This window comes from Vagococcus vulneris, from assembly GCF_003950515.1.
GTDB classification, from domain to species: Bacteria; Bacillota; Bacilli; order Lactobacillales; family Vagococcaceae; genus Vagococcus; species Vagococcus vulneris.
The window spans coordinates 14,272-35,229 of sequence record NZ_NGJS01000006.1; the positions used below are offsets into that span (position 1 = coordinate 14,272).

General features: G+C 34.2%; 17 protein-coding genes. 14 read left to right on the forward strand and 3 right to left on the reverse strand.

The window, feature by feature from the left end; all coding sequences use genetic code 11:
• Positions 1–12 precede the first annotated feature (12 nt).
• The 6 genes from CBF37_RS05330 to CBF37_RS05355 all read left to right on the forward strand — a co-directional run bounded on the left by CBF37_RS05330 (position 13) and on the right by CBF37_RS05355 (position 7,513).
• Complete coding sequence (locus CBF37_RS05330; protein ID WP_125983718.1) at positions 13–1,005, forward strand: LacI family DNA-binding transcriptional regulator; 993 nt, start codon at positions 13–15, stop codon at positions 1,003–1,005.
• A gap of 131 nt (positions 1,006–1,136) precedes the next feature.
• A complete protein-coding gene (locus tag CBF37_RS05335; RefSeq protein ID WP_125983719.1) occupies positions 1,137–2,150 on the forward strand; it encodes a LacI family DNA-binding transcriptional regulator in 1,014 nt (337 codons plus the stop codon).
• A 179-nt stretch (positions 2,151–2,329) separates the two neighbouring features.
• On the forward strand, positions 2,330–3,580 hold the full coding sequence (locus tag CBF37_RS05340; RefSeq protein WP_125983720.1) for an extracellular solute-binding protein: 1,251 nt from the start codon (positions 2,330–2,332) through the stop codon (positions 3,578–3,580).
• Positions 3,581–3,598: 18 nt separating this feature from the next.
• On the forward strand, positions 3,599–4,471 hold the full coding sequence (locus tag CBF37_RS05345; protein WP_125983721.1) for a carbohydrate ABC transporter permease: 873 nt from the start codon (positions 3,599–3,601) through the stop codon (positions 4,469–4,471).
• Between the two features lie 14 nt (positions 4,472–4,485).
• Positions 4,486–5,310, forward strand: coding sequence for a carbohydrate ABC transporter permease (locus CBF37_RS05350; protein WP_125983722.1), 825 nt, complete (start codon positions 4,486–4,488; stop codon positions 5,308–5,310).
• 10 nt (positions 5,311–5,320) lie between these two features.
• Positions 5,321–7,513: an alpha-galactosidase gene (locus CBF37_RS05355; RefSeq protein WP_125983723.1), complete on the forward strand. Its 2,193-nt coding sequence runs from the start codon at positions 5,321–5,323 to the stop codon at positions 7,511–7,513.
• Between the two features lie 44 nt (positions 7,514–7,557).
• Here CBF37_RS05355 and CBF37_RS05360 read toward each other — a convergent pair whose 3' ends face one another.
• From CBF37_RS05360 to CBF37_RS05370, 3 genes are read right to left on the reverse strand one after another with little or no spacing between them, the layout of a single operon-like run.
• Positions 7,558–8,706: a pyridoxal phosphate-dependent aminotransferase gene (locus CBF37_RS05360; RefSeq protein ID WP_125983724.1), complete on the reverse strand. Its 1,149-nt coding sequence runs from the start codon at positions 8,704–8,706 to the stop codon at positions 7,558–7,560.
• A gap of 60 nt (positions 8,707–8,766) precedes the next feature.
• Entirely contained in the window at positions 8,767–9,489 is a 723-nt protein-coding gene (locus tag CBF37_RS05365) for an amino acid ABC transporter ATP-binding protein (RefSeq protein ID WP_125983725.1), read from the reverse strand.
• The gene (locus tag CBF37_RS05370; RefSeq protein ID WP_125983726.1) at positions 9,482–10,942 is read right to left on the reverse strand and encodes an ABC transporter substrate-binding protein/permease; all 1,461 of its coding nucleotides are present in this window, start codon (positions 10,940–10,942) and stop codon (positions 9,482–9,484) included. Before CBF37_RS05370 ends, CBF37_RS05365 begins: the two co-directional genes overlap by 8 nt.
• A gap of 207 nt (positions 10,943–11,149) precedes the next feature.
• On the opposite strand from CBF37_RS05370, the gene CBF37_RS05375 reads away from it, so the two are divergent.
• The 8 genes from CBF37_RS05375 (at position 11,150) to CBF37_RS05410 (ending at position 20,953) form a co-directional block, all read left to right on the forward strand.
• A complete protein-coding gene (locus CBF37_RS05375) occupies positions 11,150–11,830 on the forward strand; it encodes an ABC transporter ATP-binding protein (protein ID WP_125983727.1) in 681 nt (226 codons plus the stop codon).
• Positions 11,831–11,832: 2 nt separating this feature from the next.
• Positions 11,833–13,119: an ABC transporter permease gene (locus tag CBF37_RS05380; protein WP_125983728.1), complete on the forward strand. Its 1,287-nt coding sequence runs from the start codon at positions 11,833–11,835 to the stop codon at positions 13,117–13,119.
• Between the two features lie 79 nt (positions 13,120–13,198).
• Positions 13,199–14,137, forward strand: coding sequence for a peptidase T (pepT, locus tag CBF37_RS05385; RefSeq protein WP_125983729.1), 939 nt, complete (start codon positions 13,199–13,201; stop codon positions 14,135–14,137).
• A gap of 49 nt (positions 14,138–14,186) precedes the next feature.
• Positions 14,187–14,966, forward strand: coding sequence for an SDR family oxidoreductase (locus CBF37_RS05390; RefSeq protein WP_125983730.1), 780 nt, complete (start codon positions 14,187–14,189; stop codon positions 14,964–14,966).
• 246 nt (positions 14,967–15,212) lie between these two features.
• Entirely contained in the window at positions 15,213–16,739 is a 1,527-nt protein-coding gene (locus CBF37_RS05395; RefSeq protein WP_125983731.1) for a flavocytochrome c, read from the forward strand.
• 131 nt (positions 16,740–16,870) lie between these two features.
• The gene (locus CBF37_RS05400) at positions 16,871–17,851 is read left to right on the forward strand and encodes a LacI family DNA-binding transcriptional regulator (protein WP_240626670.1); all 981 of its coding nucleotides are present in this window, start codon (positions 16,871–16,873) and stop codon (positions 17,849–17,851) included.
• A gap of 123 nt (positions 17,852–17,974) precedes the next feature.
• Positions 17,975–19,420: a PTS transporter subunit EIIC gene (locus CBF37_RS05405; RefSeq protein WP_125983733.1), complete on the forward strand. Its 1,446-nt coding sequence runs from the start codon at positions 17,975–17,977 to the stop codon at positions 19,418–19,420.
• A 57-nt stretch (positions 19,421–19,477) separates the two neighbouring features.
• The gene (locus tag CBF37_RS05410) at positions 19,478–20,953 is read left to right on the forward strand and encodes a glycoside hydrolase family 32 protein (protein WP_165866646.1); all 1,476 of its coding nucleotides are present in this window, start codon (positions 19,478–19,480) and stop codon (positions 20,951–20,953) included.
• Positions 20,954–20,958: the final 5 nt, after the last annotated feature.

The following is a 20,958-nucleotide window of genomic DNA, read 5'->3' on the forward strand; positions in this document are numbered from 1 at the left end:
AAAGGTGATTTTATGGCGACAATTAAAGATATCGCTGAGAAATCCGGTGTGTCACCGGCAACTGTCTCGCGTGTCTTAAACTATGATCAGGATTTATCAGTTTCAGAAGAGACGAAAAAACGAATTTTTGAAGCAACCGAACAGTTGAACTATACAAAACATTTAGCTAAACGAAAACAATTTGTTGGGAAAATTGGTTTATTGCAATGGTACGATGAAAAAGAAGAACTAGATGATTTATATTATATGTCAATTCGTTTAGGTATTGAAAAAGCAGCCGAACAATTAAATTATACAATCGAAAAGTTGACCTGGTCGGAACAAGAAATGTCAGAAAGTGATTTAGATGGCATTTTAATTTTAGGGAAAGTTAGTCCCACGGAATTGGCAAGATTACGCAGCGAACATGAGACACTTGTTTTTATTGATTATGATGCGCTAAAAGAGGGATTTACTAGTATTGTGGTTGATTATGAACAGAGTGTCTGGCTAGCTTTAGACTACTTTATTAAGCAGGGAATTAAAGATATTGGTATTTTATCTGGTTTGGAAACGACAAAGTGGGAAAAAATTCCATTGGCAGATAGACGATTGACTTATTTTGAAAACTTAATGAAGCAGTATAATTTATATCAATCAAAGTATATTTATCAAACTAATTTCACAGTAGAAGGTGGCTATGATAAGCTCACCCAATTAATTAAGGAAAAGAAACCATTACCACAAGCTTTCTTTTGTTCCAGCGATGCAATCGCTATTGGGGCACAGCGAGCTATTCAAGAGCATGGATTGAGAATACCTGATGATATCCAAATTATTGGATTTAATGATATCAGTACGGCAAAATATGTCCAACCAGCCCTAACAACCGTAAAAGTATATACTGAATGGATGGGTGAATTAGCAGTAAAAACATTACTAGATTTAGTTGAAAGTTCACCACCTGTTCCTCAAAAAATTACGATTGCCTCAGAATTAATTGTACGAGGGAGTACTAAAAAATAACTAAAGGAAAAGGTTGATTAGTTGGAAATCAACCTTTTTTTATTTTTGTTTAGCAAGTACTAGATATTTAAGTTATAATAAAATGGAGTTAACTAAAAGAAAGATAATTTTTACTAAAATGAGGGATATATATGGCTGGAATCCGTGATGTGGCAAAATTAGCCAACGTATCGATTGCAACTGTTTCACGTTTTTTAAATGAGGATCCAAACCTTTCAATTCAAGAAGATACTAAAAAGAGAATATTAGATTCAGCGTCTAAACTAAACTATGTTCATAAAAAAATTAATCGCTCAGTTGCAAACATTACGCTAATTTTAACCGTATCTGAACACGATGAGCTGAATGATCCGTACTTTCGCTTGATAAAACAGGGTGTAATAGATGAAGCAAATCGTTTAAAGATTAAAATTAGTCAGATAGTTCGTCTAACTGGAGAAATATCCAGAATTAGTCTTGAAAAAGTAGATGGTGTCATTTTAATCGGTCAAGTTCAACAAGGATTTTTAAGCTATCTTTTATCAGTTACACCTAATTTAGTTGTGGTGGATGATGAAACACCTAATATGAACTATGACGTGGTTTATCCTGATTTAGGCAATATTATGATTAATTATTTAGATTCTTTTTATGCGCATGGGTATCGCAATATTTTCTATATTGGTGGCAAACGTTTGTTAAAAAACTATCAAAATGATGTCATCATAGAAGAATCAGATATTCGGGAGAGCACTTATCAAGATTGGATGACAGCCCATCAATTGGATAGTCATTGCTATATTGGTGATTGGAGTATTTTTGATGGCATGAGGCTAGCTGATGAGCTATTAAAAGATGTTAATGAAATAAAAAGTCCAACCGTCGTTATTGTGGGAAGCGATCCAATGGCAGTTGGTGTGTATCGCAGTTTTCAAAAGCACGGTATTCTTATTCCAGAACAAGTGTCAATTGTTAGTTTTGATAATATTGAAGTTGCAGAATTTTTAACACCACCATTAACCACAAACCATATTGAAACAGAAGAACTTGGAAAAATTTCTATTCGATTGATTAAAGAACGAATTGATAATATTCGATCGACACCAGTTAGAGTATCAATTTCTGGAGAACTTATTACTAGAGAAAGTGAAAATATCTTCAAATAAACACAACTTGACGATAGCTATTTATAAAGTTAGTTAAATCAACTTTTTAATAGTTATTGTATAAGTTGTTTTTTTTGTTTACTAAAATATTTTAGTAAACAAAGTTGATTTTGTTTAGTAAAAACAATATAATAAATATATCAATAAGAGAGTTAATTTTTTTAATAGGAGGAAATAGAATGAAAGCGAAAAAGTTAGTAATTAGTGGATTGGTACTAGTTGGCTTAACAAGTGTTTTAATTGGCTGTGGAAAAAAAGAAAAACCAAAAAATGGTGAAGTAGAAATTGAATTTTTTTCACAAAAAAAAGAAATGCAAGCACCATTAGATACAATTATTAAAGATTTTGAAAAAGAAAATCCGAAAATTAAAGTTAAATTTACAAACGTACCAGATGCGGGAACAGTTTTAAAAACGCGTATTGCTAGTAATGATATTCCTGACGTTATTAATGTATTTCCTCAAAATGCTGACTTTCAAGAATGGGCTAAAGCAGATATATTTGAAGATTTGACAGGTAAAGACTATTTGAACCGTTTGAAAGCTGGAGCAGCAGAAGCATATGCTATAAATGATAAAATTTACTCAGTACCTCTAACAAGTAACGCTTGGGGATTTTATTATAATGATACAAAGTTTAAAGAGTTCGGATTAACACCACCTAAGGATTGGACAGAGTTTGAAAAACTAGTATCAACAATTAAGGAAAAAGGGAAAGATCCTTTTGCATTATCTTTGACCCAAGCTGATGCATGGACGCTAAATGGATACCATCAATTGGCATGGGCAACGGTAACTGGAGGATTTAAAGCCGCTAATGACGCATTAGTAAGAAGCCCTAAAGACGGTATTAAAACAAATAAAGCAGCGTTTAAAAAAGTAACACACGAACTAGATTTACTACATGGAAACGGCCAAAAAAACGCAAACGGGGCAACTTATGATGATGCAATAGCAGCTTTTTCTAAAGAGAATGCACTTATTCTTCCAAATGGAACATGGGCTTTACCAGCAATTAAAAATCAAAAACCAAAATTTGATATAAAAATGTTTGCTTATCCTGGACAAAATGAAGGAGACGATTTGACTGTAGGTGCAGCAGACTTAGCCTTATCAATCAGTAAAACATCAGAACAAAAAGAAGCAGCAGAAAAATTTGTAGATTATATGACAACGAAACAAGCTATGCAAAAATATTATGATGTGGATGGTTCGCCAACTTCTGTTATTGATGTAGATACAAAAGGCAAGTTTCCAGAAACAGAAGGTGTAACACAGTATGTTTTTACAGAACATCAAATCATTTGGCTACAAAAAGATTGGAAATCTGAAGAAGACTTCCATAGTTTAACAGTAGAGTACGTAAACGATCCAAACCCTAAAGAATTAGCGAATAATTTAAATGCATTTTTTAATGTTATGAAAAAATAAAAAAGGAGAGTATTAATTATGAAGCAAAAAGGTTTTATAAATCGCTATTGGGCGTATTTATTTTTAATAGTGCCAATTTGTTTACAAATTATTTTTTTCTATTTGCCAATGTTAAAAGGATTCTTTTATGGCTTAACAGATTGGACAGGTTTAACAATGAACTATAGTTTTGTCGGGTTTGACAATTTTAAACGGATTCCAACAGATTCAAAATTTATAACATCGATTAGTTTTACCTTTCTATTTACTATCGTTTTAATTATTGGTGAGGTACTCATTGGCCTGTTTATTGCTCGTATGTTAAATAAAAAAATGAAAGGAACTGGCATTTTTCGCGTAACCTATTTCTTTCCGGCAGTTCTAAGTACGGTGACGTTAGGCTTAATTTTTAAGCAAGTCTTTAATTATGGTATTCCTCAGATTGCTGAAAAGTTTGGTCTTAATTTTTTGAATCAAAATTTATTAACAAATGAAAAGACAGTGTTTTGGGGAGTCATTTTTGTAGCATTATGGCAAGGAATTGCAATGCCTGTAGTTATTTTCTTAGCTGGATTGCAAAGTATACCAGATGATGTTATTGAAGCAGCTTCTATAGACGGTGCAGTTCCAAGACAAATATTTAGACATATTGAGATACCTTATTTAATGTCTTCAATTAGTATGGTGTTTATTATGGCTCTTAAATCAGGATTAACGGCTTTTGATTTGATTTATGCTTTAACAGGTGGTGGTCCTAATAACCAAACAGCCACTTTAGGATTATTAGTTTATAATTATGCATTTAAAAATAACCAATATGGTTATGCCAATGCAATTGCAACGGTATTGTTTGTTTTAATAGCGGTTATTTCAATCATTCAAATCAAAGTATCTAAAAAGTATGAAGTATAGGGGGAGAGAGAAAAATGAAAAAAAAAGCTAATGTGTTTACCTATTTATTTTTAATTTTAGGGACTATCTTAATTTTGATCCCCTTATGTTTGACGATAATTAACTCATTTAAAGACACTAATCAAATTACTAGTAATTTTTTTGGTTTACCAAATCCTTTTACAGGAAATAACTTTTCAAGGCTATTACAAGATGGTGTGGGTCAATATTTCTTTAACTCAGCATTAATTACTGTGGTTTCTATTGTACTTATTATGCTTGTTGTACCAATGGCAGCATTCTCAATTGCAAGGAATATTAGTAAGAAAAAAGCATTTTCTATAATGTACTTTTTATTAGTTTTGGGAATTTTTGTTCCTTTTCAAGTTATTATGATTCCGATTACAAGTATGATGACTAGATATGGCTTATCAAATATTATGGGGTTAATTATTTTATATTTAGCGTATTCTATACCACAGACCTTATTTTTATATGTGGGTTACATAAAAACGTCTATCCCTGTAGAACTTGATGAAGCAGCTGAAATAGATGGTAGTGGTCGATTTAGACTATATTTCAAAATAATTTTTCCATTAATGAAACCAATGCATGCGACAACTTTAATTATTAATGCACTTTGGATCTGGAATGACTTCTTATTACCATTATTAATTTTGAACAAAGACAATACGAAATGGACATTACCATTGTTCCAATACAATTATCAAGGACAATATTTTAGCGATTATGGTCCATCATTTGCATCTTACGTTGTCGGTATTGTTGTCATATTAATCGTTTACTTAGTTTTCCAAAAAAATATTATTTCCGGTATGACTAACGGATCAGTAAAATAGGAGGAGCAACATGCCATTAATTACATTTAACTCAGAAAATAAAACGTTTCATCTATCAAATAATTCAATCAGCTATATTATGACAATTGAGGAAGGTGGTTATCTAGCACATTTGTATTATGGTCGTAAAATTAAAGAGTACAATGGGTTATCCGATTATCCACGGATTAATCGCTCGTTCTCACCAAATTTACCAGGAAGTACTGATAGAATGTATTCATTAGATACTTTATTGATGGAGTATCCTGGTTTTGGTAATGGTGACTTTAGACAACCAGCTCACATGATTTATCATAAAAATGGAACACAGGTAACCGACTTCAAATATTTAACGCATGAAATTGTTAAAGGCAAGCCTAAATTAGCTGGATTACCAGCGACATATACAACGCGAGATGATGAAGCTGAAACTTTAATCATCACGTTAATTGATGAGCTAACACAGATGACGGTTGATTTATTATATACTATTTTTGCTGCTGAAAATGTCATAACACGATCTAGTTTATTTAAAAATAATGGGGTAGACGACGTCAGATTACAAAAAGTTGCAAGTATGTCGATGGATATCGCAAGTTGTGACTTAGACTTAATTCATTTTCCAGGGACTTGGGCGAGAGAACGTCAGTTAGTTCGTGAAAAAATATCTTCGGGCCAAAAAAAATTAGACAGTAAGCGTGGTTCAAGTAGTCATCAACAAAATCCAGTTATTATTTTAGCTGATCCTAAAACGACTGAACAGCAAGGCGAAGCATTTGGCTTTTCATTAGTATATAGTGGTAATCATGAAATTCAAATTGAAAAAGATCCTTACCAACAAACAAGAATTATGTTAGGCATCAATTCATTTGATTTTAATTGGTTATTAACACCGGGACATAACTTTCAAACGCCAGAAGTTATTATGAGTTATTCAAGTCGTGGTCTTAATGACTTATCTGCAACGAATCATCGAGTGATTAATAAACATTTAATTAGAGGAAATTATAAAAACCAAGAAAGACCGATTCTAGTTAATAATTGGGAAGCGACTTATTTTGATTTTGATGAAGATAAAATTATGGCAATTGTCGATGAGGCACACGATTTAGGTATCGAATTATTTGTACTTGATGACGGTTGGTTTGGTAAACGTGAGGATGATAACTCATCTTTAGGTGATTGGTTTGAAAATGAAGGAAAATTAAAAAATGGATTGAAAGGTTTATCTGAAAAAGTGCACGCTAAAGGTATGTCGTTTGGTTTATGGTTTGAACCAGAGATGATTTCAGAAATTAGCGAATTATTTAAAACTCATCCTGAGTGGGTGCTTAAAATTCCTGATAGAGCAAGTTCACCAAGTCGTGGTCAACTAGTATTAGATTTTTCGAGAGCCGATGTTCGCAAATATATTTATCAAAAGATGACAGCTATTTTAGATAACGTCGCGATTGATTATATAAAATGGGATATGAATCGAAATATGTCAGATGTTTATTCAAATAATTTAACATCAGAACATCAAGGTAGTGTGTCTCACCGTTATATGCTTGGACTGTATGATCTTTTGGAGCAACTCACGACAGAATATCCAGAAGTATTGTTTGAAAGCTGCTCAGGTGGAGGTGGACGTTTTGATGCAGGTATGTTATATTACATGCCACAAACGTGGACAAGTGATAATACTGATGCGATTGCTCGCCTAAATATTCAGTATAGTACAAGTATGTTTTATCCAACTTCAACCATGGGTTCTCATGTTTCTGCTATTCCAAATCATCAGACAGAACGTGAAACAAGCTTATCAATTCGTGGAAATGTAGCAATGTCAGGTGTCTTTGGTTACGAATTAGATTTAAGTTTATTATCAGATGAAGAAAAGAATCAGATAAAAGAGCAAGTTGCTTTTTATAAAGAACACCGTCATTTATTACAATATGGTACATTTATTCGCTTATTAAGTCCTTATGAATCAAATGACGTGGCGTGGATGTATGTTAATCAAGATCAAAGTGAAGCAATTGTTTTCTACTTTAGAGTACTATCAGAAGAATCTTATCCATTAGTTAAGTTGACATTGGACGGTTTAGCAAAAGACAAAGTTTATGACTGTCGGGGGCAAAAAGCATATGGTGATGAACTGATGTACAGCGGATTTTATGTTGATCCACAATTAAAAGGAGATTACGCTACAGAGATGTATCACTTTAAAGAACTATCATAAAAAAATAAGATCGCAAGCTATTATTCAGCATGCGATCTTATTTTTTAAAATTTTAATCGATTGATTCGTTCAAATGACTCTGATAAAACTGCTAGACTTTGTGTGGCTGCTAATCTGACATAATCATCACCGCTGTCACCAAAGGCTTTTCCCGGAATTACCAAGACTTGCTGTTCTTTAAGCAACTTCATGGCAAAGTCAACAGATGTTAACCCTGTCTTAGAAATATTGATAAAAGCATACATACTACCTTTAACTGGATGTAAACTTAGAAAAGGACAATTTTGGACTTGTTCGTCAACAAAATCTAAACGTTCCTTAAAAGTATCTGTGATGGTTGGTGTGATTGTTTCATAATGATTTATTGCATAGATTCCTGCTCGTTGAGATGGAGTGGGTGCAGAATAGGTAATATCTTCATTTAATAGTGCACATGCTTCGTTGATATAAGCAGGAGCTATCATATAGCCAATTCTCCATCCTGTCATTGCAAAAGCTTTCGAAAAGCTACTGAAGGTAATGGTGTGATTTGGCGCATATTTAGCCATAGGGACGAAATTTTCATAGAAACTAAAAGCTTCATAGACTTCATCGGATAGAATATAAAAGTTGTTCTTAATGGCCAATTCAGCAATGGCCTTAATTGTTTTCTCAGAAAAAACTGCCCCAGTCGGGTTGTTCGGTGAATTAATAATTAAGGCTTTTGTGTTTGGAGTAATTGCTTTTTTTAATATATCAATATTTATTTGGAAACCGTCCTCTTCGTATGTGGGAATAATGACAGGAGTTCCGCCAGCCTCAAGGACTTGATTTTTATATGGTGAGAAAAAAGGTTCATGAATGATAACTTCGTCACCTTTATTCAGCAGAACCTGCATTGTCAAATACATACCTTGTAGGGCACCGACTGTTGCTCGGACTTGCTCTGGCTTAAAGTCTAACTGATAGTGACGCTTATAAAAAGTGAGTATACTGTTAATAAAATCAGCACTTCCGTTAGATGCCGTATAGTGTGTATGCCCCGCCATCACATCTTTAAAGGCCGCTTCAATAATGCTGTCAGGTGTCTTTAAATCCGGATCCCCGATTGATAAATTTAGTAAATTTTCTGTTTTGCTGGCAGCAGAAATAAATTCCATTAACAAATTATCTGCTGGTTGCTGATAGTATGTTGCTAAATACGTGTTATCCATTAAAATGACCTCCTGTTTTTTAATAAAATAGAACAAAGAATAGATTCTTTGTTCTATAGTTTATAACACTTTCTTTAAAAAGTCTTGTGTTCGTATATTTTTTGGATGATTAAATAATTCTTCTGGTGTCCCTTCTTCTTGAATATATCCATCAGCCATGAAAATAACTCGATCGGCTACTTCCTTAGCAAAGCCCATTTCATGTGTTACTACGACCATTGTCATTCCTTCTTTAGCTAGAGCATTCATAACATTTAACACTTCGCCAACCATTTCAGGATCAAGTGCGGAAGTCGGTTCATCAAATAGCATGACATCAGGTTTCATTGCTAAAGCACGCGCAATTGCAACGCGTTGCTGCTGACCACCGGATAATTGTGAAGGATAGCTGCTGGCTTTGTCTTTTAAACCTACTTTTTCAAGTAGGGAAAGTGCAGTATCACTGGCAATTTGTTCAGATTCTCCCTTGACCTTGATTGGGCTAATTGTTAAATTTTCTAGAACTGTTTTATGTGGAAATAAATTAAAATTTTGGAAAACCATACCCATTTTTTCTCTTAATTGATTGATATCAACTTTAGGGTCCAATAAATTAGTTCCCTCAAAATCAATTTGACCAGAAGTAGGGACTTCTAATAAATTTAAACAGCGAAGCAAGGTGCTTTTACCACTTCCGGAAGGTCCGATAATTACGACCACTTCATTTTTATGTACATCTGCATTAATCCCTTTTAGGACCTCATTATCTCCAAACGATTTTTTTAAGTCTTTAATCTTAATCATTAGCACCCATTCTCCTTTCAGCAACTCCTAATAAACGTGATAAAGTAAAGGTTAAAATAAAGTATAAAATAGAAGCAATTACTATAGGCAAGAATGGTTTGAAACTAGCTCCTTGTACAACACCAGCTTGGAACATTAATTCTGAAACACCGATAACAGAAACGACTGACGATTCTTTGATAACTGTGACAAACTCATTACCGAGTGCAGGTAGAATATTTTTAATCGCTTGCGGCAGAACAATATAGCGCATAGCTTGTACATGATTCATTCCAAGTGAACGAGCAGCTTCCATCTGTCCTTTATTGATTGCATTTAGACCGGCTCTGATAATCTCAGCAACATAGGCACCGCTGTTAAGTGCTAGGGCCAAACAGCCTGCCATCAAAGCACTCATGTTTAATCCAATGGCACCAAATCCAAAGAAAACTAAAAAAATCTGAACTAATAATGGTGTTCCTCTAACATATTCAATATAAACGACTGCAATCCATTTAAACAGCTTGTTTTTAGATAGTTTCATAAAGGCTAGTATTGTTCCTAGAACAGCACCGAATAAAACACCGATAAAGGCTAAGAATAATGTGTAGCCAACACCTTTAACATAATAGCTGCCATATTTTTTGAAGAAAGATTTTTTTTCTATCATTAAATCAGAAGCATTTTTCTTATAGACATCAATCAGATTATCTTTTTTTATTTCAGCAATCGATTGATTAACAGCTGCTAATAAACCGGGTGCGTTTTTAGGAATTGCGATTGCATTCTGTTTGTCTGTGTTTTTAAATTTTACACCATCAGCAAACGCTAAACTTTCATTTTGATTGACATAGGCTTCGGCAACGGCACCTTCTACAACAGCACCATCAATTTTTTTGTTTTGCAGCTGCAACATAATATCTGGAAGCTTTTGTAAAGAAACTGCGTCAGCGTGCAATTCATTTTTAGCTAGTTCTTCTTGTAATGATTGTTTTTGCGCACCTACTTTAACACCGTTAAAATCAGTAATTGATTTATATTTGCTTAAATCTTCTTTTCGAACAATGACATTTTGTGTGGCTTGCATATAAGCGTCAGAAAAGTTTACTTCCTGCAGCCTTTCAGGGGTAGGCGACATACCAGAAATAATCAAATCAATTTTTCCAGTTTTTAACGCACCTAATAAAGCGTCAAAACCGTATTCTTCAATTTTTAACTTTACGCCCATATCATCTGCAATTTTTTTGGCAATATCGACATCAATACCGACGATTTCATCTTTTCCATCAACAGTTGCGTGGAATTCATAAGGAGCGTAGTCAGCTGAAAGCCCTACGGTTAGTGTACCCTTCTCCTTAATTTTATCTAATACTGGATCTGCATCAGCTGCTGATGCGAAGCTTGGTATAATCATCGTCAAGATGGTCGAGATGATGAAAATGGCTGCTGCCATTTTGCTGAAAATTTTCTTCATAGTAACAACTCCTATTAGTCTTTTTTAAAAGTATACTCTTTTATGAATTATTATGCAATAAAAATTTTAAAATATTCAAAAAATAACTGATTAAATAGAATATATTCATTTTACGATGAATATTATTTAAAAATACAGCTAAAGTACCATAATACATTTTATTTAAATATGTTATAATAGTATCATCAAAAAAAGGTGGGGATGGTAATGACAGTTGTTGAAGTAAAAGATTTGAAAAAGATCTACGGCTCAGGTGATACAGCATTTGAGGCGTTAAAAGGGATTAATTTACAAATTAATAAGGGTGAGTCAGTAGCGATTATCGGAAAGAGCGGTTCAGGGAAATCGACATTAATGCATATTCTAGCTTTGTTAGATAAGCCGACAAGTGGGTCGATTCGAATTTTAGATAAAGATGTTAGAGATGTTAAAAAGAAAGAATTAAATCATATTCGTAACGAAACATTTGGCTTTGTTTTTCAACAATTTTTCATGAATCCTCAAGATACCGTTTTAGAGAATGTTGTTCTGCCTTTGAAAATTTCTGGTATGTCACGTAAAGAACGTGATGCGAAGGGGATGGCGGCTTTAAAAGCCGTTGAATTAGAAAGTAAGGCAAAAAATAAGGCCAATGATTTATCAGGTGGTCAAAAGCAAAGAGTTTGTATCGCTAGAGCACTAGTGAATGATCCGAGTATTATTTTTGCGGATGAACCGACTGGTAATTTAGATTCAACAACAGGAGAAAAAATCGAAAAATTACTTTTTTCATTAAAAGAAGAAAAAGGTATTACTTTAATTATCGTCACACATGATCCTGATTTAGCAAAGCGTTGTGACCGTCAAATTCAAATCAGTGATGGGCTGGTTGTTGGGGAGGATTTATAAATATGAAACTATGGGATATTATTCGTTCAGCAAATGCAAATTTATTCAGGAACAGAAGTCGCACGATTTTGACAATCATTGCTATTTTTATTGGAGCCTTCACAATATCTTTAACAGTCGGTATTAATATAGGTGTTAATGATTATGTGGATAAGCAGTTGAGCAGCCTAGGCGATGCTGATCAAATCATGATTATGCCTAAGAACGATGATAACAGTAATAATGTGATGTCAGAAAATAAAGGTCCTAAGGAATATAAAGAAGGTTCTAAGCCAAATTCAGAACAAAATTTTTTGAGTCAAAAAGATATTGAAAAATTAAAAGACATCAAAGGACTTAAGAAGGTACAGCCTTTTGAGATGTACACGATGGACTATATTCAAGCAGATGGAACGAAGAAATATGAAATGTCTGCTCAGCCAGATACGGGTGTAAAGGTTGACCAGGCCACCGGTAAACAAGTAAACAATGATACGTCAGATTATGAATTAAATCTGTCAGAAGATTATGTTAAGACATTAGGTTTCAAAAATAATAAGGATGCTGTTGGTAAAGAAGTGACACTGGGGGTTACAGAAACTGCTTCTGGAAAGCAAGAAACAGTTAAAGCTAAAATTACCGGTATTCGTGCGAAAAGTATTATTCAAAACGGAACAAGTTTAACAAATCAACCATTATCTGATAAGTTAATAGCGATTAACGAAACAGGATTACCCGATAATATGAAACATAAAATCCCATTGGCTACAGCTCTCATGGATTCATCTTATAAAACTGAAGATATCAATCAATTAAAAAAACGTTTATCTAAAGAAGGCTTCACAGGTCAAACGATTGAAGATGGTATCGGCATGGTTAAGAGTGTAATAAATGGAATCACAGGTGTTTTGACTATGTTTGGTGGGATTGCTTTATTGGCAGCAAGCTTTGGTATTATCAATACACTGTATATGTCAGTGCAAGAACGAACTCGTGAAATCGGCTTGATGAAGGCGATGGGGATGAGTGGCGGTAAAATTTTTACCTTGTTTAGTGTTGAAGCGTTATTGATTGGTTTTTGGGGTTCCATTCTAGGTGTTTTAGGTGCAATGGGTGCTGGCAAATTGATTAACCATTATGCGGCACAAGGATTTTTGAAGAATCTAGATGGTTTGACACTGATTGAATTTAGTGTTCAGCCGATTGCTATAATTATTCTCATTATTATGCTGATTGCATTTTTGGCCGGTACATTCCCAGCTAAACGAGCTGCTAAATTGGACCCTATTACTGCTTTACGTTATGAATAAATCATAAAAAACTTTGCCTTTAACTGGTGAAGTTTTTTTGTTTTTCGGTATAATGATAGAAATTGGAAGAGGTGTAGTTATGTCTAAAATATTAGAAAGATTTTTACGTTACGTTAAAATTAATACTCGGTCAGATGCTAATAGTTTGACCATTCCGACCACATCGGGTCAAACGGAACTGCTGTTGATATTACAAGAAGAGTTGGAACAACAGGGACTCAGTAAAATTAAGTATAATACAAAGAATGCATTTTTAACTGGGTGTTTGACTAAAAATACAGAGAATATGATACCTGCAATTGGGTTTATTGCACATGTCGATACAGCAGATTTTCCGGCAGACTTTGCATATACAGTAGATAGCGGCCGAATCGGACATTTTGAGTATGAGACATTTAACGCGGCAAAAGCTATACTGACTATTTCTGGGACAAGTGTGCACCCTGGAACAGCATATGGCATGATGGTTAATGCGCTAAAAATTGCTTATCAAATAGATAGTTGTTTACCCCAAATGGATGTGCCAGAGCATACTAAAGGTTATGAAGGTTTTTATTTACTGCATGATTTATCTGGAACTATCAGCTGTGCACAAATGACCTATATTATTAGAGACCATGACCAAGTATTATTTGCCCATCGTAAAAATGAGCTTAAGCGAATTGTTGCTGAACTAAATAGACAATTTGACTCACCAAGGATTTCTCTTGAAATGAAGGATCAGTATTACAATATGAAAGAAGTCATCATGCAGCAGATGCGCTGTGTAGATTTAGCTTTACATACAATGAAAAAAAATCAAATTGAACCGATTATCACACCATTTAGAGGTGGTACAGATGGCTCAAAAATTTCTTTAATGGGCTTACCGACACCAAATATTTTTACAGGTGGAGAGAATTTTCATGGTCAATATGAGTTTATCACCCTGGAAGCAATGGAATTAACAGCAAACATATTGATAGAAATTGTCAAAGAGAATGTTGTTTTTTATAATTCTTGTGCAAATATAAGATGATGATATAATTAATTCGTACTACCTAATTAAGACGAGGAAGGTGTTTCGAATGATTGATTTAAGAAATAAAAGAATAATTGTCACGGGAGCTGGGTCTGGCATTGGTCGAGCGACTGCGTTAAAATTGGCTGAATTAGGTGCAATTATCGGAGTGATTGATATTAGTGAATCGTCACTAGACGGTATCGTACGAGATATCCGGGCAAACAATGGTGAAGCCTATTATGAGATTGTTGATGTTTCAAAAGAACAGGAACTGATAGATGCAATTGACTCATTAGTCGAAAGAATGGGTGGCTTGGAAGGTTTAGCATGTAATGCAGGAATTAACGGAACTTGGGCTCCGATTGAGACACTGTCATTAGAAGATTGGCATAAGACAATGAATACGAATCTAACGAGTACCTTTATTTCTCTAAAAGCGTCAATCCCTTATTTAAAAGAAAATGGCGGAGCAATTGTTATCACAAGTTCAATTAATGGTAATCGAATTTATAATAATTTTGGAGCGAGTGCCTACAGTACATCAAAAGCTGGACAGGTTGCCTTAATGAAGATGGCCGCTCTCGAGTTGGGACGTGATAATATTCGGGTGAATGCAGTCTGCCCTGGTGCGATAGATACAGCAATAAATAGTAAGACTATCATTGCCAAAGAAACCGAAGAAGTGGCAATCAAGGTTGAATTTCCTGAGGGTGAACGACCATTGAAAGAAGATACTGGTCAGCCAGATCAAGTAGCTAATACAATTGCTTTCTTACTATCTGCAGATTCGGGTAATGTTTCTGGCACAGAGTTATATGTAGATGGTGCTGAATCATTACTATAGCGTTATTTATTTAATGTGCAAGATTTTTAATCAAGTAATTTTACGTTCAATACATGAAGAAACTAACAAGATAGATAAACAAAAAATAAAAGTCATTGATAACAAAATTATCAATGACTTTTTACTTTATGAAGAACGTTTTATAATCTGTGAAAAAATTATAAAAAGGATTGTAATCGGTTAAAAAATAGGGTAAAATCTAGAAGTGTTGTTACATACTGAACAAAACGTAAAAGGAGAATTTATATGAAGAGCAAGTTATTAAAAACAATCACGCTAAGTTCAGCATTGTTGGTAATTCTAGCGGGGTGTGGTGACGGAAAAACAGAGACGAAAGATACTAGTAAGAAAGAAGCTAAAACTGAAAAATCTAGTACAGATGCGGATTCTGGAGCTTCTGCGCAAGCGTATACAAATCCTAAAGATTTAAAAGAAGATTATGATATTATTATTGTTGGAGCTGGTGGTGCGGGCATGTCTGCGGCTATTCAAGCAAAAGAAGATGGAAAAAATCCTGTTATCTTAGAAAAAATGCCTGTGGCTGGCGGTAATACATTGAAATCTTCTAGTGGAATGAATGCTTCTGAAACTAAGTTTCAAAAAGAGCAAGGTATCGAAGATAGCAACGATAAATTCTATGAAGAAACTCTTAAAGGTGGACATGAAACAAATGATAAAGAATTATTGCGTTATTATGTAGACCATTCGGCATCAGCTATTGATTGGTTGGATTCAATGGGAATTCGTTTAAATAATTTAACAATTACTGGTGGTATGAGTGAAAAACGTACACATCGTCCAGAAGATGGTTCAGCAGTTGGTGAATACTTGGTTCACGGTTTACTGAAAAATGTACATGACCGTAAAATTCCGATTTTTGTTAATGCCGATGTAACGGATATTAAGGAAAAAGATGGAAAAGTTGACGGTGTAACCGTTGAGATGAAAGAAACAAAAGAGGAAAAAGAAGTTAAAGGGAAAGCAGTTGTTGTAACTACTGGCGGTTATGGTGCAAATGCTAAAATGATCGAAGCTGAGAAACCTGAATTAAAAAGTTATGTGACAACTAACCAAGAGGGAAGTACTGGTGATGGTATTAAAATGATTGAAAAACTTGGCGGACAAACAGTGGATATGGATCAAATCCAAATTCACCCAACAGTTCAACAAGATACAGGAATCTTAATTGGTGAAGCTGTTCGTGGCGAAGGCGGTATCTTGGTATCCAAAGATGGTACTCGTTTTGTAAACGAACTGGATACACGTGATAAAGTATCAGCGGCTATTAATAAATTAGATGATAAGTCAGCTTATTTAGTCTTTGACAGCGGAGTTCGTAAACGTGTTAAAGCTATTGATTTTTATGACAAAAAAGGCTTTGTTAAAAAAGGTGATTCAGTTAAAGATTTAGCAAAAGAAATTGGTGTCAAAGATACCGATTTAGAAAAAACAGTAACTGATTGGAATAAAGCAGTTGCCGATAAGAAAGATACTTTGTTTAATCGTACAACTGGTATGGATCAACCTTTAGATAAAGGGCCATACTACGCAATTAAAATAGCTCCTGGTATTCACTATACTATGGGAGGCGTAAAAATTAATGATAAGACTGAAGTCTTAACTAAGGACGGAAAGGCAATTCCTGGATTATACGCAGCAGGTGAAGTAACAGGTGGTCTTCATGGTGAAAATAGAATCGGCGGCAACTCAGTAGGAGACATTATTGTATTTGGTCGTCAGGCTGGGGAACAATCAGCAAAATATATTAAGTAAAAATAGTAAAAAAGTTATTATTAAAGCTCACTGGATATTTTTCAGTGAGCTTTTTTTTAAAAAGAAAAATTGCAAAAATATGGAGATTATAGTATAAATTGAATATAAAAGAGGTGATAAAATTGACTGATATGAACGATGTGGCTCGCTTAGCAGGAGTGTCTAGAGGATCTGTATCAAATTATATTAATGGGGTAAAGGTTAAAGAAAGTACACGTATTAAAGTGGAAGCTGCAATTAAAGAATTGAACTATGTACCTAATATGGCAGGACGTTTTTTAAAAACACAAAAGAGTGATATTGTTGTCTTTATTTTACCGACAATTTGGAATCCATTTTTTTCAGAATTGGCGTTTTATCTGGAAAAAGAATTGAGAAATCATCAATTAAAAATGATTCTATGTAATTCAGAAGATGACTACCGACAAGAAATGGAATATATTAACATGGCGAAAGAACAGAAAGTCCAAGGAATTATAACTATTTCTTATAGCGATATTTCTCCATATATTACTTCAGATATTCCAATAGTATCCATTGAACGATATTTTAATAATAAGATTCCGTATGTTACTAGCAATAACTTCCAAGGAGGAGAACTTGCAGCAGACGTATTGCATAGGTTAGGGGCCAAGAGGCTACTAATGGTGGGTCGTGATATTGAAAATAATCTGGGTGTCATTGAGCGCTTAAATGGTTTTAAAAGTTTTTGTTTGAAGTATAATTTATCGTTTGGCACATTTGTGGAACGAAGTGATTCAGAAGATTTTAAGAAAAATTTAAAAAAAGAAATTCAGAAAATTTATAGCCAAAGCGTGAAGTATGATGGAATATTTGCAGCAACGGATAGATATGCACAGTATTGTATAAATAGTTTAAGTGAACTGGGTATTCAGATACCAAAAGATGTTCAAATTATCGGTTTTGATGGAGCAAAAAATTTTAAAAATGAAGAGCAACTAGTTTCTTCAATACGTCAACCAGTAAAACAAATAGCAGAAATTTCAGTAAAAGAATTATTACAGCTGCCGCGAACTAAAGAACAAATTCAAAAAAAGCATATTTTACCTGTCACTTTTACTGAAGGGATAACTACAAAAAGAGAAAGTTAAAAAACGCTTGAAAAATGAAAACGTTCCATTTATAATAATAGGTGCATAGGAATGTTTTTATTTTTAACACTTTTATTGGAACGTTCCAAAAATAAAATAATAAATAGGAAAAGGTGGGTTATTATGGATTACAATCGTATAGCTAAAGAAGTTATAGCGGCAATAGGCGGCAAGGATAATATTGAGAATGCAGCTCATTGCGTTACTAGGTTGTGTTTAGTTTTAAAAGACGATACAAAATATAGTAAAGAAGAATTAGAAAGCATTGAAGGTGCCAAGGGCGTTTTCTTTAATAGTGGTCAACTACAAATTATTTTTGGACCTGGAACAGTTGAAAAAGTTTTTGCTGCTTTTCAAGAATGTGCAGGTATTAAAGAGGCCTCGTTGCAAGATGTAAAACAATCAGGAACAAAAAAACAAAATAAACTTCAACAAGCATTCAAAGTATTTTCTGATATCTTTGTACCGATTATACCTGCGTTTGTAGGTGCTGCTATGATTCTCGGATTACGAGCATTGTTAACGACTCATTTTGGCTTTTTGGGTGGATCTATGGCAGAAAATTGGATGTGGGCTCAAGACTTAGCACGTTTTTTTGAGGTTATTGCCACAACCTTTGCATATTTACCAGTATTAGTCATGTATTCTGCGGTTAAACGTTTTGGTGGGAGTCCTGTTTTAGGCTTAGTCGTCGGTTTTGTTATGGTAACACCGCAACTATTAGACCGGGGTGTTTATCTGGCAGGTGAATTTGATAAATTAGATGTTTGGCATTTTTTCAGTTTTCAAATTCCGCAAGTTGGTTACCAAGGTGGGGTCTTTCCGGCAATTTTAACAGCATGGTTTTTAGCTCAAACTGAAAAATTTATTAAGAAAAAATCACCGCAAACTTTAAGTTTTATTTTAGTTCCAACAGTCACAATTATTGTATCCGCCGCAGCACTATTTCTAGTTTTTGGGCCAATTGGCAATATGATAGGTGATGGATTAGGTTGGGTGATTGATGTCCTATATAATCGTGCAGGTATTTTTGGAGCCTTTGTTTTTGCAGCAATGCTCCAACCGTTAACTGTCACTGGGACTCAGCATGCTATTCAAGGAATTGAAGCTCAATTAGTGGCAACAACAGGGTTTAATTATATCCAGCCGTTATGGTCTGTGTCTATCATTGCACAGGGAGGTGCGGCAATCGGTATGTATTTGTTAGCTAAAAAGAATTCAAAAAGACGTGAAGTTGCGTTATCAAGTTTTATTCCAACATTAGTCGGAATTTCCGAGCCTGCGATTTTTGCTGTTAATATGCGTGATTCAATGGTTCCATTTTTCTCGGCTGCGTTTTCTGCCGGAATCGGCGGAGCCTTCATGAAGCTATTTGATGTTAAAGCTAATGGATTTGCTTTGACGGTCTTGCCGGGTTTAACTATTTCAAATCCGCCAACGATTATTTTCTATGTCATAGGCAATTTAATTTCATTTATTTTACCAATTGTTATCTTATTTGTTTGGAATAATTCACGTGGTGTTAAAGGTGCTGAAGTCGGTAGGGGTAAAGTTTTAACCAATCAATAAATGTTTGTTTTTAACAGGAAAAATAAGACTTGCATAGATTATAAGGAGAGAGGTTTAGTGAAGAAAAAATCAATTGAAAAATATACATTTTATTCTCCTGAATGGGATAATTATTTGGATGAGGTCGCACAATATGTACAAACCAGCCGTTTTTTACCAAAGTACCATCTCTACCCTAAAACGGGTTTAATGAATGATCCCAATGGATTAAGTTATTTTAATGGAAAGTATCATGTGTTTTATCAATGGTTCCCATTTGATGCTGCTCATGGTATGAAGCATTGGGGACATGCGACTAGTGATAATTTGGTTTCATTTGAAGATCAAGGATATGCTATTATTCCAGATGAAGAATATGAACGACATGGTGCCTATTCAGGAAATGCTTTTGAGTATGAAGGGAAATTATACTTATATTATACTGCAAACTATAAAACAGATAATGGTAAAATTGCCAAACAAGCTTTGGCAGTAATGGATCAAACCGGTAAAATCGAGAAATATTCAGGAAATCCTATTATTGAGGGAGCACCGACTGGTTTCAGTGATGAATTACGTGATCCTTTTGTCTTCAAACGCGATGGGAATTTTTATATGCTGTTAGGCGGTAGTCGATTTGCTGATGGACAGCGGCGAATCGGTTTTGGGGATATTGGTGAAATACTACTCTATAAAAGTGATGACTTATTTCACTGGGAATATTTAGGGACAATTGATTTGCCGATTGATAAAGGCTATATGCTTGAATGTCCCAGTCTAACAAGAATAGATGGCAAAGATGTTTTGATTTTGTCGCCAATGGGTGTGAAGCGAGAAAAGTACCGTTTTCAAAATAGATTTGCAGCGATTTACTTAATCGGTAAGCTGGATGTTAAAAATAGAACGTTCCAAGTTGAAATGCTCGATGAATTAGACAGCGGATTTGATTTTTATGCACCGCAAACTTTTTATGGTAGAGCAGATCAATCATTAATGATCGGCTGGTTTGGGTGCGGTGAACAGATATATCCAACCGATGATGAGATGTGGAAACATGGATTGACGATGTCACAAAATTTATCTATACATAATAATCGCTTATACCGTTACCCTATTGAAGAATTAACCAATTCTTTTGAACTGAATCAGTGCAAAAAAGTTAAAGAATTATTCCCGAATACCAAACATTATCACGTATCTTTTGATATAAATATTAATGAAAACTTTGAATTAAAAGTAGGCTCGGAAGATGATTACTGGGTGTTCAGTAATCAAGTAGAAACAGGTTTAGTAAGTATTCATCGTGGATCGCTTTCTGCTAAAATAGACGAAGGCTATGGTCAAGTCCGATCGATTAAGGCAGGGGACTATTTTGAGAATAATGTTACAGTTGATATATTTGTAGATAACAGTTTTGTTGAAGTATATTTAAATAAAGGTGAACGGGTTTTTAGTTTTAGGGTATTTTTAGTTAATGAAAAACAAATAGTAAAATTCTCAAAACAAAAGAAAGCAACTTTAGGGAACTACAGGGAAACACATTACGTCAAGTAGTGTGT